The sequence below is a fragment of the Pseudomonas sp. FP818 genome (assembly GCF_030687335.1).
Lineage (GTDB): Bacteria > Pseudomonadota > Gammaproteobacteria > Pseudomonadales > Pseudomonadaceae > Aquipseudomonas > Aquipseudomonas shahriarae.
Genome location: NZ_CP117427.1, coordinates 2,903,086 through 2,917,031, shown reverse-complemented (window position 1 = coordinate 2,917,031; position 13,946 = coordinate 2,903,086). Strand labels below are relative to the sequence as shown.

Genomic DNA, 13,946 nt, shown 5'->3' with positions numbered 1-13,946 from the left:
TGACTCGAACGGTTGGCCATCATTGCCAATCCCATTCCGTTTGTTTTTCCAGGTGCCCGATGGCTGGCGCTGGCGATGGAACCCAGATGAACTTCATGCGAAACACACATCGAGTAGCGCTGCTGGTCGGCGCTACCTTACTCATCAGTTGTCCTGCATTGGCGCAAGAGCCCAAGGCCGGCCAGGTAGCGGGGCGGGTATTTTATGCCGCGTATATCGGGTTGCCGCCAGTGGCGGTGGACCAGGCGCAAGTGGTGTATTACCGCAACAAGGCAGGGGTGCAGCGCAACGGCGCCGCCCACGTCTACATCGACCAGCAATTCCACACCGGCTTGTTGCCCGGCGGGTTCACCAGTTTCTGCCTGGCGCCCGGCAATCATACGCTGGGCGCTTACCTGAACGATGCCCCGACCTACAATGGCAAGCGCACGGACCTGTATCAGGCCAACCTGGAAGGCGGGCGCACTTACTACCTGAAAGTGCGCGAGGACGGTAATACTTTCCCCATGCCGATCGAGCGTACCCAGGCTGAACAGGAGTTGAGCACCACGCGTATGCAGATGCATGCACTGTCCCGCGCCACCAGTGTCGAGGCTTGTCGCTACTATGCGCACTTGAAGGACGATGAACGCTTCAAGCATTACACCTTGGCCAGTGATGTGCTGTTTGCCTATGGCAAGTCGGATTACCGCGACATCAGCCTCGCCGGACGCACGGCCATCGGCCAGTTGCTCGCTGAACTGCAGAGCGATGATGCACAGCTCAAACACGTGCAGGTGACCGGGCACACCGACCCATTCGGCAGTGCCTCCGACAATCAGTTGCTGGGGGAGCGGCGGGCCAATACCGTGCGGCAGATGTTGCTGGATGGTGGCATCGCCGAATCCATCCTCAGCGCCGACAGTGCCGGCAGCCGCGAGCCTGTGGTGCACACCTGCTACGGGCCAAGGCTCGAGCAGATCAGTTGCTATGCACCGAATCGCCGGGTGGCCATCCGCGTGGAGCTTGACCGCCCCCAGCCATAAAGAATTGATCCCCTCTCGAGAAGCTGTGCTTCTCGTCTTTTACGTCGTGCCTGGACCGCGGGCACGGCGTTTTTTTTGCTTGAAATCCAGCCCCTCGATGCATAGGTCTCTACCCGAGTCTTTTGGTGTTGCTTGGGGACGTGTGTAGATGGCCAGCCCTGGCACGCCTACAGGCTAGCTAACAGGTCGACTTCCAGTGACATCATCTCGCTCAACAGGTGGTTGACCTGTTGCTGGCAGACCGTACTGTCGCCCCGCGACGCCGATTCTTCCAACGCCGTGCAGGCCGCAATCAGCGCCTGGGCATCAGCCATTTGTGCACCGCCCCTGATCTTGTGGGCCAGGCCCATGACTTTCTCGAAGTCGTTTTCGTGGGCAAGCGCCTCCAGTTGTGCACCGTCAGCACGGTTGGTCCTGACCAGTTCGTCCACCAGGCCGGGATACGCTTCGGGCGCCAGTACTTTGAGCTTGCCCAGTTCGCCGCCGGTGGTGGCGGCAGCGCTTGCCCGGCGCTCGACCTGGGCCGAGACCACACCGATGTGCTGCGTCAGGGCTTCGATGCCCAGAGGCTTGAACAGGCATTGGGTCATGCCAGCGTCCAGGCAGTCCTGAATGATCTGCGATTGGGCATTGGCGGTGAGGCCGAACACAGGATGGGCGCCCAGGGCACGGGATTGCTCGATGTCGCGCATGCGCCGGGTCAGCTCGTAACCACTCATGTGGGGCATGTTGCAGTCGGTGATGGTCAGGTCGAACGGTGGGACGGCCTTTTCCCATTCCGCCAGCGCGGTGACGCCGTTATCGCAGGCCACGGCGCAATGGCCCAGGTATTCGATTTGCTGGCAGAGCAACAGGCGATTGGCCGCGTGGTCTTCCACCACCAGAATGTTCAGGCGCCGGCCGGTCTGGGCCGTGGTCGCCGCAGGGGCCTGCACGGGTGCCAGCTCAGTGCGTTCGGCAAGAAACTGCAGGCGCAGGCAAGACCCTTCGTTCGGCCGGCTGTCGACACTTAACTGCCCACCGATCATCGGCGCCAGGCGCGTGCAAATGCTCAACCCCAGGCCGGTGCCGCGTCCTTCCCCACCCGTGGGGGCAATTTGAACGAACGGTTCGAAAATCGCTTTTTTTTCCTGCTCGTTCAAGCCACGTCCAGAGTCACGCACCTCGATCACGTAACTGCCCAGGTCAGACTTGGCTTCATCGGGGAGTTGTTTCAGGGATAGCTCGACAAAGCCGTGCTCGGTGAACTTGATGGCGTTGCTGACCAGGTTCGCGACGATCTGGTTCAGCATCAGCGTGTCGATGATCACCTGCTGGTCAGCGGCCTCGATCAGCAAGTCGAACCTGAGGTGTTTGTTGTGTGCGTTGATCTGGAACAGGTGATGAATGGCGCGCAGCACTTCACCGAGGTGGGTCGGTCGCGGTGAGGGGTGCATGGCGCCGGCTTCGATCTTTGACAGGTCGAGGATGTCGCCGATCAACGACAGCAGCGACTGCGCGGACTGATGCGCGACTGTCAGGTTTTCCTCGATCTGCTGCGGGCTGCCACCTCGCACGCGCAGCATTTCGATCAAGCCGATCAGCGCGCTGATCGGCGTGCGGATTTCATGGCTCATACTGGCCAGGAAAATCGACTTGGATTCATTGGCTTCATCGGCCGCTTCCTTGGCCCGATGCAGCTGCGCTGTCAGTTGTTCACGTTCACTGATGTCCAGCCAGCCGCCGATCACCCCGGAGAATTCGCCGACACTGTTCTGAAAGGGGAGGGTCCAGTGATAGATCCGATGCTGCTGGCCCTTCACTTCAATCTCCAGGTCTGCGTAGGTCGGCTCCCCGTGCCGTTGGGTGTCTTGATAGATCTGTTGGTACTGGCGGCCCAGTTGCGGTGAGACCACCCCGGCTTCGAGCAATGTCTTGCCGATGATCTCTTCCTGGGTTGTCTGTAAAAACTCCAGATAGGCCCGGTTGCAGTGGGCCAGTCGGCCGGCTTTATCCCGTACATACAGGGCGATCGGGGACCCGTCGATCAGGGTCTTGCTGAAGGTCAATTGGTCGCTGAGGGCCAACTCGGCGCTGCGTCGTTTCTTGATCTGGATTTGCAGGTAGTAGTTCCAGACCAGAAACGCCAGGACGAAGGCGATCGCGACCCCAATGACCGTGTAGACACTGTCCTTGTAGGTGCTCCAGGAGCTGGAGACAGCCGGTGCCGCATGATTACGCCAGCGATCGCTCAGGGTCTTGAGCTCTTCGGGAGGGATGCCAAGCAGCACCTTGTTGATGATGTTCTTGAGCGGCATGTCGGCGGCGTCGACGGCCATCGCGATACGTCCGGGCGTGGGGCCGATAACCGCTGCAATCTTCAGGTCTGTGCGAAAATGGTGCTTGATGAAGTAGTCGGCGCCAAAGCGGGTGTGCACGCTGGCATCCACATTGCCGTTGGAGAGTTCTTCAACGCCGCGCACTGCTGTGGCGACCGGAACCTGGATGATCTCGGGATAGTGCCGGGAAAGCCAATCGGACAGTGGATTGCCGGACGGGATGGCCAGGCGCTTGCCATTGAGCTCTTCAAGACGCTGAAGGGTCGCGTCCGACTGTTGGGTCACCACCACAAACGGGCTAATGAGATACGGCCGGGTATATTGTTCAGGCGCCAGGCGCAAGTCACCAATGCTCAAGGCGAGGATAAGGTCTGCCTGTTCGCTCTTTAGCTGCTGGAGCATGTCGGGAATGCTGTTGTTGCGAATGATCTCGAACTGCAGGCCAGTGCGTTGCCCGATGATTTTCAGCAAGTCGGCACTCAAGCCCTGGAGTCGATCATGCTCATCGAAAAACGTCAGCGGCGCATAAGACCCGGCGACCAGCACCTTGATCTTGCGATGGGCGGCCAGCCAAGCGGTCTCGGCCGCATCCAGGTGGAGTGGTGGTTGCTCGACCACAAAATTATTGCTCAGCCCCCAACGCGTGGTAATTCGCATCGTGTCGACAGGCGGGATGGCATCCAGCGTGCTGTTGATGGCAGACAACAACAGGGGCTTGCGATCACTGACGGCGAAGTTGATGTCGGCCGAGGTGGGGAGGGCATCGCCGGCAATATAGACGTCGTTGCTGTAAAGCAACCTGATCAGGAATTCAGCGGTAATTGCATCGGTCCACAGGGCGTCAGCCTGGTCGTAGACCAACGAGGTCAGGCTATTCAGATCGTTGCTGTGCTGGATCAGGGTGGCCTGGGGGTATTGCTTGTGCAAAAAAGCGCCGACCTTATCGTCACCGACGTAGGCCAGACGCTGTCCTCGCAGATCCGCAGTGGGCAGCAGGGTCTCGCTAATGCGCCGAACCATGACCTTGCGGTTCAGCAGATAGGGCCTGGATTGGGTAATGGCACCGTCCTGGCCCTCGCTGACGTCATGCAGTGCCAGCATGTCAACCTGGCCTCGCTCCAAGGCTTCCCGCGCCTCGGCGCGGGACGAGAAACGCCAGATTTTCAGGTGTACCCCGGTAGTCTCCTGTATCACGCCCAGGTAGTCCGCGGTAACACCCTCGAATTGGCTTTGCTCAAAACCCATGTGCATGGGGGGAAGCGCGCCGCTCCAGATGGCGACGTTCACCTGCGGGCGTGTGGCGAGCCAGGCCCGGGTTTGCACATCGAATGTGACAGGCGGTGCGGTGATTGGCGCATTGACCAGCAGCTCAACCGGTTGGGGTGTTTGTGCTTGCAGGTTTGCAGCACACAGCAATATCAGTAATCCCAGCAGCCTGGGGAATGAAAAAAAGCGAGTGTTCAAGGGGGGGCGTTCCATTGACAGCACGGCTAGTCGGGCCCGATATAGCATTCACCTGAAGGGAGCCACGGGCATTACACCTTTGAAAATAGCAACCTTGTGCACGCTTGTCCCGGAGTCAATTGCAGAGGGCCGGGCCCGGTGGGGGTGACCGTGAAGCGCTGGCCCTGCGGCGATGGGTTGGTCAGCTCCCCGTACGCAGCCAGCGGGCCAGTGTGCCGGCCCCTGCGTATTGACGCAGAATGGCCTGGTAGCCGTCGAAGCGATTGTTGATCTCGTTGACCTGATTGCCGTAGTGCTCGTTTTCGGCGGTCAGCACGTCGAGCAGCGTACGCTTGCCCAAGTGGTGCCATTGCTGGAAAAAATCCTCACGGATCCGTCCCGACTCTTGCCCCAGGTCCCGGTACAGCTCGGACCTTTCCAGCATCGTGCGAGCATCGTGATCGGCGGTCCGAATCCGAAACTCCAGGTCCCGACGCTGTTGATCGTTGGCGTAACGACTGGCATCGGCGCGTTGCAGGGCTGCACGCTCGGCGGCGCGGGTGGAGCCTCCGCGAAATGCTCCCCAGGTCATTGACAGGTTGGTTTGCCATGGCTGCTCGCGCCCCAGTGAGTCCTCCGCCGTGCTTTTGCTGATCACCCAATTCAATTGCGGCAGCCCGCTTGCACGGACGGCCTTGGCTTGCGCCACGGCGGACTCTGTTTCGGCGATGGACTTACGGATGGTCGGGTGCTCCTTGGCAGCGTCGAGCAGCAAATCCAGGTTGGCCAGGCGAATATTCCATTCCCGTGTGACTGGGATCGGCACCGGGCGTTCACCGACCAGTTTGCTCAGGTTGATTTCGGCGTCACGAGCCTTGGCCGCGGCCGCGTCACGCAAGGCTTGAGCCTGGAGCAGACGCGCCTTGGCCTGAGTCAATTCGCTGGTGCGGCCTTTATCGACCGCCACGATACCGGCGAGCATCTTGACCAGATCATTCATGCGGTCGGCGAATTGCTGGCTAAGGTCCACAATGATGCGCTGTTTGCCCAGTTCGATGATGGTAGTGGTGACTTCGTAGCCCAGGGTTTCCTTTTCTGCCTCGAGGTTTTCCTCGGCGGCGGTCAAAAGACGTTCACGGCTGTCGATCGAATGACCGATTCGCCCCCAATCGTAAACCGGGGTAGTGACCGCTAAATTGATCCCGCTGCTGCCTGAGTCGACATCGGAGCCTTTGCCGATATTGACCGGTGAGGTTTGTGTGCCGACATCCACTTGCGGCCAGCGTTGCCCCTTGGCTTCGTCGATGTCTTCTACGGCGGCTTGTTGTTCGGCTTTGGCCCGGGAAATAGTCGGTGCCCGCAGGATCGCAGCTTCCACAGCGCGATTGAATACCTGGCGCAGCTCGAATTCGGAGGGGCCGAGGAGGGTGCCTCTTTCACTGCTGCGGGCGGCCAGGCGCGGTGGCAATGCGGCCAACGATAGGGCGGAAACGCTGTGGACCTGTTGTTCCGCTTCCCGGGCGACCCTTGAGGTCTGGGTGAATTGCGCAAGGCCGTTGCCCGCGCCAGGCTGAGGGCTGGTAGCCGCAGCTGCCGGTATTGGCCGGGCCGGGGTGACGGTTCGAACAACCGGGGGCGAGGCTATCGGCTCGAAGGTGAGCAAGTCGTTGCTTTTACGACTGACAGACGCCGCTTTAGGCGCCGCGGGTTCAGGCCGGGCGAGGGCAGGAGCCGGCTTGAACACTGGCGTAGCCGTTGCGACCGGAGCGGGCGGCGCTGCCGGTGCCGGTGCCGGGTTTGGGCTGAATGAAATCAGATCGTTGTCGCGACGACGGGGGGCGGCGCTGCCAGGTTGGGTCGCCACGGCGGCGGCAGGCGGCTGCGGTGCAGCCGGCATAAAATTGAGCAGTTCCTCAGCGAATGCCTGCTGAGCGCCCAGACTGCCGAACAGGTAGCAGGAAACCAGCCACGCTGCCGGGGTCAGTCGAAAACGGCGATGCTTGAAAGGCGTCATGCTTATCGCTCCCGGAACGCTTCCCGTGCCTTGAGCACGGGCTTGAGCAGGTAGTCGAGAATGGTTTTTTCACCGGTGCGCACTTCCACCGAAGCGACCATTCCCGGGATGATCGGCAACGATCGGCCACCGGCTTCCAGGCTGCTGCTTTCAGTCAGGACCAGGACGCGGTAGTAGGTATCGTCCGGGCGTCCTGCCGCGGCTTTTTGATCGTCTTTCAAGGTGTCGGGACTGATATGCTCGACGTGCCCCTTGAGCCCGCCATAAATGGCGTAGTCATAGGCCGTGATCTTCACGGTCGCCGGTAAACCGGGGCGCAGGAATGCCACATCGGCGGGGCGAATCTTGCCCTCCACCAGCAACTGGTCCTCCAGGGGGACGATTTCCAGAATGGGTTCGCCGGGCTGGATCACGCCACCCCGGGTGTTGACCCGGACGTTCTTGACGGTGCCATGCACGGGCGCATTGATAGTGGTGCGCTCGACTACGTCCGCACGCCCCACTAGGTTCTCACTGGTCTGCGACAGCTCCAGCTCGAACTTGGCCAGCTCTGAGTTGGCCTCGGCCTGGTAGCGGTTAATACGTTCGACGATTTGCGATTTGATTTCATTGGCCGAACGGCGCATACGCAGAATCTCGACTTCAGACATTAGCCCCTTGGCAGCCAGAGGTTCGGCCAGTTGAATCTCCCGGGCCGACAAGGCATAGCTGCGCTGCAGTGCGTTGATACTTTCGTCCAGGGCGTTTTTGCGCGCCTTGTAGGCTTGCTGTTCCTGCAGAACCACCGCGGGGTCAGTCATGACCATGTCGTCGAACTCTAACGGCTGCTGGTACGCTTCGGCCCGCAAACGGGTAATGCTTGCCTTCAGGCCGATCACCTTGGACAAGGTTTCGCGGTAGCTGGCCTGGGCACGGGTGGGGTCGATCTTGAGCAGAATCTGACCCTTTTCCACCACATCGCCTTCGCGCACATTCATCTCGGCAAGGATCCCGCCTTCCAGGCTTTGAATGATTTGCTCGCGGCTCTTGGAAATAATCTTCGCCTCGCCCAGGGTGATTTCTTCGACTCGCGCGAAGTAGGCCCATATCAGGCCGCCGATCAACACGGCGGCAATGAGCTGGAGGATCAGCCGTGAACCCGGAGTGGTTTGCGCCAGCAGCGACTCCTGAACATCGTTCATGAAGGCGGCATCACCGGGCATAAGGTCCGAGGCAGGTTGGCCCCGACCAAAGAGTTTCTTGATCATTGTGGAGTCACCGCAGGTTGTTCCGGGGGTTTGGCAGGCTCTGCCTTGGCGTCGTTTCTGCTGGAGGCATCAGGTGTCGAGACACGCTGAGGGGCAACCGGCCGCGCCGGGCCGATCTTCACGCCGGCGGGTGGCTTGGCCGGCGTGGAAGCACTCGGTTTTTCCGGGTTTTTGGCGCCGTTGCCATTCAGGGCCTCGAGGATCTTGTCTTTGGGGCCATCGGCGCTTACTTTGCCGTCGTCGACAATAATGATTCGCTCCACCAAGGCGAGCAGGGAGGGGCGGTGTGTCACCACCACCAGGGTCTGGCCTTCGGTGGCACGCTTGAGGTGTTCGAGAAACTGCACCTCGGTCTGGCCGTCCATTGCACTGGTGGGCTCATCGAGCAACAGCAGGCTGGGACGTGCGAGCAGGCTTCGTGCCAGCGAAACCAGCTGACGCTGGCCGCCCGACAGGCCTTCGCCCATTTCGCCGATGGGCAGGTTGATGCCCTTGGGGTGGCGCCCGGCAACATGGTCGAGGCCTGTCAGGCGAATCACCCGCAGGAACTCCTCGGCCGTGGCTTCAGGGCGCCCGATCATCACATTTTCCCGCAGAGTGCCGTAGAACAGGCGCGCATCCTGGCCGACATAGCCAACGGCTTTGCGCCAATCGGCCGGATCAATCTGATTGACGTCCAGGCCGTCAGCGAACATCTGCCCGCTGACCGGCAGATAAAGACGTGCCATGACCCGTAGCAACGTGGATTTGCCACTGCCGATACGACCCAGAATAGCGACGCGCTCACCGGGCTTGATCGCGAGATTGATGCCTTGCAGCACGGCCGGGTTGGGTTGCATGGGAGGGGCGGGATACGCGAAACCGATGTTCTTGAGGCTGATCTGGCCACTGATATCGGGCTTGGGCAAATATTCGCGGGTGACATCACGGTCGACGGGCATCGCCATCAGGCCATTGAGCGAACTCATTGCCGCCTTGGCCTGCTGGAAGCGCAACGCCAGGCCAACGACTTGGCTCAAGGGCGCAGTTGCCCGCCCGGCCAGCATTACGGTGGCGATCAGTGCCCCCATCGTCAGGTCGCCGGCATCAATCAGGTAAACACCGATGACAATCAGCGCCACGGTCTGGATCTGTTGAAAAAACGCCACGCTGCCGGACGCCATGCTGGACAGTTCGCGTGATTTCATCGAGGTGTTGGCGGCCAGCGCGCTGAAGGTTTCCCAGCGACGTTGCATATAGGCTTCCCCACCGATGGCCTTGAGGGTTTCCAGGCCTTCCACGGACTCAATCAACACCCCTTGCTTGAGAGACGCCTCACGCAGGTTTTCTTTCATGGTGCGCGCCAGTGGCCACTGGATGCCCACGCTGATAATCAGAATCAAGGGGATCAACAGCAGCGGCACCCAGCCCAATGGACCGCCGACGGCAAAAATCACTGCCACGAACAGCAGCACGAAGGGCAGGTCGGAAATGGTCGCCAGAGTGGCCGAGGTGGCGAAGTCACGCACCGATTCGAATTCGCGCAGTTGGTTGGCGAATGAGCCCGAGGAGGCGGGCTTGTGTTCCATCTGGATGGACAGGGCCTGGCGAAACAACATCGTGCCCAGTACCAGGTCGGCTTTCTTTCCCGCGAGATCAAGCAAGTGTGCCCGCACATAACGGGCGATGGCCTCGAAGACCATGGCCACGACCACGCCGATGGCCAGCGACCAGAGCGTCACAAACGCCTGGTTGGGGACGACACGGTCATAGACGTTCATGGTGAAGAAAATGCTGGCCAGGGCCAGTACGTTAATCAGCACAGCACCGATAGCAGCACTGCGGTAATAACGGCGATAGCGCCACAGTGTCGAGAACAGCCAATGACCGGCGGCTTGCGGCGTTTCATCGCCGGCGCGCGCATCGATCTTGGCTTTGGGCTTCACGAGAATGGCGAAGCCGGTGTACATCTCGTCCATGGTGGCTTGATCGATGTCCACCGGCGTAGTACTGATCTCCGGTAGGATCACCTGGTAGCGGCAAGCGCGCTTGTCCTCGGCTTCAGTGTCGGGATGGTATCCGAGCAAGATGCAGCCACCGCGATCCTTGCGCAGCAGAATGATCGGCATCAGTTGTTTTGGGAGCGCTCGTACAGGGCGCTCTACCATGCCCGCGGTCAACCCGGCGTTGGCCAGGCTGCGCATCGCCAGTGAGGGCGTCAGCAGGCCGACTTTGGGTAATCCCGCTGTCAGGGCCTGTGGTGACTTCCCCAGGTTGTAGTGATCGCATGTCCAGGACACGCTCTGCAACAGAGTGTCCTGGATCTGTGTTTGAGGGGCAGGCATCGCCTGTGCGTCCACGTCTTTTTCAACGAGCGCGCTATGAGTAGCCATCAGATATAGTCCTGGGCTGGGCTCGCCTTGTGGCGAGCTTATCGGCGTGTTTGTGCAGGGGGACGCTGGAGTGCAACAGCATTTTGATGAGACCTGGAACGTCTCCCGACCATTGAGATAAGTCTGAGTGTTGAGGGGACATGTGTGAACGAGACTTGTCCCAAAAGCCGCGTAGGCCTGGCCGCCAATACAGGCTCTGGGGACGTCGAAGGAGGGGGTGGATCAGGTCGTTTTCAAAGGCGGTCGGAGGGGCGTGTTGGCGCTGTAATACTATGAAAAATCAGGGCTTAACCTATCCATGCTGCGTCGTTGAATTTTTTTTTCAATGGGGGAGATAGGCAAAACTATTTTAAGTTTTCTTTCATTCCACATTTAGGATAACGTTCTTCTGGCGAGGTGAATCTGTAGGAATATTCCTATAGCGCTATCAGAGTTATGGAGTCCTGAGAATGAAGTGGTCGGTTGTTTCACCTCTGCGAATTGTCCTGCTCGATGATCACGCGTTGATTCGAGAAGGTTTGAAAATCCGCCTTTCCTCTGAGTCAGACTTCAAGGTTGCAGGGGTTTTTTCGGGAAGCCCCGAATTGCTCGAAGCGCTACGCAGCGAAACGGCCGATCTGCTGATACTGGATTACCAGTTATCGGACGGCGAACTGGATGGCCTGCGCTTGATCCAGCTGTTGCGTAGTCATTATCCGGATTTACGGATCCTGATTTTTTCTTCAGTGGAGCGACCTGCCACCGTCAATATGGCAATTCGTGCCGGAGCCAATGGTTTTTTTGGTAAGTCCCAGCCGACTGAAGACTTGATGTTTGCAATTCGCACAGTGGCGCTGGATCGGCTGTATCTTTCGCCGTCCATGGCGGCCGAGCTGGACTCGACCCCCAAGGCTCCCGTGGCAGTATCACTTGAAGAGGGAGAGGGGACTGCGCAGAGCAGTGATCCACTGGTCAATTATCCAGCGTTGTCACCCAAGGAGCGCGAAGTCTTGCGTTGTTGCCTGGGAGGGATGTCTGTCTCTCAAATCGCCGCCAAGTTTCTGCGTAGTCGCAAGACCATCAGCGGGCAGAAGCAGGCCGCACTGCGCAAGCTGAATGTGCGCACGGACACCGAGCTGTTCAAGCTGCACCAGGAACTTAAAGACGTTTGAGGGGGCAGGGCCGAGGGATCACGGCTCTGTCAGGCCATTGCGTTTTGCCAGGTCGTAGAGGTCAAGTACGGTGTTTGCATTGAGCTTGGTCAGGATGCGGGTTTTATAGGTACTTATGGTTTTGCCGCTCAACAACATGCGTTCGGCTATTTGCTTGTTGCTCAGCCCCTGAGTCAAATACTGTAAAACCCCGAGTTCCCGTACAGAAAGTGTTCTTAACCTTTCATCTTCGTGATCGGTACCGGCTTCGCGACGCGTGAGGCAAAACGCCTTTTCCGGAAAGTAATTCTGCCCACTCCCCACCGCCCGAATGGCACTGACCAGCTCACACAAATCCTCTTGCTTGCTGACGAAGCCGTGGGCACCCGCTTCCATGCAGCGTATCGCGATGTGGTTCGATATCTGAGCGGTCAGTACGATGATCTTTATCTGGAGATGTAGCGCGGCCAAGCGACTGATAACCGTCAATCCATCGACTTTTGGCAACCCTATGTCGAGTACCACTGTCCCAGGTTGAAACTCGCGGATGAGTTCAATCGCATCCGCCCCATTTTCTGTCTCCCCAACAACCTTGTAGCCTTCACCCTCCAACAGGATGCGGACAGTCATGCGCACCACTGGGTGATCATCGACAATAATTACCTGATTGTTCATGTTGGTCACTGGCGAAAGAAATTTGATTGATTCTTGACGGAAAGTCTGGCAGTTAGCAATTGCTTGAGAGCTTTTTGAGACAAGTCTTGAATTTACAGTTCGGAATGAAAGAGGCGTTTTGTGTGCAAAGAGAAACAACGAAGCTTTATTAATGAATTGAACCAATTCAATCAGCGCAAGAAACATCATTGATATTTAACGTTGCACGTAAAATACATGCCGCCCAATCGTTGCTGTTTTCTTTAATGAATTACGCCATACAGGCCGCACTGCGCGGCTATGAAAGTGCGTAGCCCCATAGGTAATATCGTCATGACGCCCCTCAATGACCCGGGTTGCCACACGTTTCGCCTTCGTCCAGGCATCGTGTTCCTGTGGGGGGAAGCGGGAAACACGATTAGTCCAGGAAAACTGATTGCGTTCATACACAACTTGGCAAATCCCCGAGGTTTGCCAGTCGGCACGGTTCATCGTAACCATCGCCACCGCGATCTGCCCCTCAAGCGGCTCACCGCGTGCCTCATGATAAATATTGAGCGCCAGGCACATCAGCGCGTTCTGCAATGTCATTTGGAAGCTCTCTGATCTGAATGGGAAGTCCATCAGGATTAAGGGCCGTGTAATTGACAGCACCTACAGCAATCGATTTTGTATACCGCGCTATCGGCCAGCCATAGGACCTGTCTCAATTTAAAATGGCACTCCACTCAGTCAGATGGCTAGCGAGCAGGCACGCACTGGCCGTGCCAACAGTTTGGGAGTTGGCTTCTGTTTAGGTTTAACTTCGGATGATTTAATTAAAAGGGTGGAGGGGTTAGCTATCATCATGTGACATCTAATTAACTAAACTAAATAGTCATTTAGTTTAGTTATAATTATCCGCTATTAATGGAGGAGGGTAGCGCATTAAATGAACCAGAGGGCGTTCATCCTTGGTCGCTATCTTCCATAGCATGTGCGATATCTCGCAAAGCTGCAAACAGACACGTGTAATCGGTAACAAGCCACGTATACCGTGGCTTTCACTAAATATCTGGAGCAATGAATCATGGATTCTGAGCCTTTGCCAAGCACCTGGGTCATCGAGGAAGCACGTGCTTTTCTAAGAGCCGCACAGATCCTCGAACAAGGTGCTTCAAACGGAGATTTTCATCTGTATTGGCCAGCCGTCATGAATTCGGCGCTCGCAGCGGAGCTGCTTCTTAAGTCATTCCTTGTCGAGGCTGACCCTCGGTTTCCAAGGACTGAATATGATCCCGAGGGGCACCTTCGTTTGATCGCCGGCTTGCCTGGAAACAGGCATGGCTTGATCGATCTGTACAACGCCATTCCTGCAAAGTTGGCCAACAAGCCGCGTGAAACCTCAGAGCGATTGGCTCCAGGCTTTCCACTGGAAAAATGGATCACGGCTTGTTCGAAGCTTTTTGTTGGCACTCGATATCCATACGAAGCCAATTCGGTTCAAGCTGTTGACCTTGATGTGCTGAAGCTCGCGCCGCACCTGGACCAGGTGCTGGAGGAAATGACTCGTCGACCAGTCAGCAGTTGATTATCAGGGTTTTGATTTTCGCGTCCGCGAAAACGCCGACAGGAGGCAGTGCCAGGCTTCAAATCTGACCGCCAGAGCCCCCCAGCTCCGCATATGACGGTTCGCATAATGTATATTATGTTAAACGACAGGTCATGTCATAGATGTTCATGAGCCACCTAAACCACTGATTC

Annotated in this window: 9 protein-coding genes; 3 read left to right on the top strand and 6 right to left on the bottom strand. The window is 58.0% G+C overall.

Features of this window, described 5'->3' with window-relative positions; genetic code table 11:
• Positions 1-86: 86 nt before the first annotated feature.
• On the top strand, positions 87-1,025 hold the full coding sequence (locus tag PSH80_RS13110) for an OmpA family protein (protein ID WP_057959642.1): 939 nt from the start codon (positions 87-89) through the stop codon (positions 1,023-1,025).
• A gap of 167 nt (positions 1,026-1,192) precedes the next feature.
• Here the strand turns inward: PSH80_RS13110 and PSH80_RS13105 are convergent, their stop codons facing one another.
• The 4 genes from PSH80_RS13105 to PSH80_RS13090 form a co-directional block, all read right to left on the bottom strand.
• Positions 1,193-4,807, bottom strand: coding sequence for a transporter substrate-binding domain-containing protein (locus PSH80_RS13105; RefSeq protein ID WP_200661233.1), 3,615 nt, complete (start codon positions 4,805-4,807; stop codon positions 1,193-1,195).
• 181 nt (positions 4,808-4,988) lie between these two features.
• Entirely contained in the window at positions 4,989-6,800 is a 1,812-nt protein-coding gene (locus tag PSH80_RS13100) for a TolC family protein (RefSeq protein WP_225923787.1), read from the bottom strand.
• A gap of 2 nt (positions 6,801-6,802) precedes the next feature.
• Positions 6,803-7,981, bottom strand: coding sequence for an HlyD family type I secretion periplasmic adaptor subunit (locus PSH80_RS13095; RefSeq protein ID WP_367615842.1), 1,179 nt, complete (start codon positions 7,979-7,981; stop codon positions 6,803-6,805).
• Positions 7,982-8,043: 62 nt separating this feature from the next.
• Entirely contained in the window at positions 8,044-10,371 is a 2,328-nt protein-coding gene (locus PSH80_RS13090) for a type I secretion system permease/ATPase (RefSeq protein WP_200661253.1), read from the bottom strand.
• A gap of 497 nt (positions 10,372-10,868) precedes the next feature.
• Between PSH80_RS13090 and PSH80_RS13085 the strand changes: the two genes are divergently transcribed.
• Positions 10,869-11,570: a response regulator transcription factor gene (locus tag PSH80_RS13085; RefSeq protein WP_057959645.1), complete on the top strand. Its 702-nt coding sequence runs from the start codon at positions 10,869-10,871 to the stop codon at positions 11,568-11,570.
• A gap of 18 nt (positions 11,571-11,588) precedes the next feature.
• Here PSH80_RS13085 and PSH80_RS13080 read toward each other — a convergent pair whose 3' ends face one another.
• Together PSH80_RS13080 and PSH80_RS13075 are read right to left on the bottom strand one after the other, a co-directional pair.
• Entirely contained in the window at positions 11,589-12,224 is a 636-nt protein-coding gene (locus tag PSH80_RS13080; protein WP_057959646.1) for a response regulator transcription factor, read from the bottom strand.
• A gap of 195 nt (positions 12,225-12,419) precedes the next feature.
• Entirely contained in the window at positions 12,420-12,794 is a 375-nt protein-coding gene (locus PSH80_RS13075; RefSeq protein ID WP_057959651.1) for a cell wall hydrolase, read from the bottom strand.
• A 478-nt stretch (positions 12,795-13,272) separates the two neighbouring features.
• Between PSH80_RS13075 and PSH80_RS13070 the strand changes: the two genes are divergently transcribed.
• On the top strand, positions 13,273-13,773 hold the full coding sequence (locus PSH80_RS13070) for a hypothetical protein (RefSeq protein ID WP_057959647.1): 501 nt from the start codon (positions 13,273-13,275) through the stop codon (positions 13,771-13,773).
• The last annotated feature ends 173 nt before the right edge of the window (positions 13,774-13,946 follow it).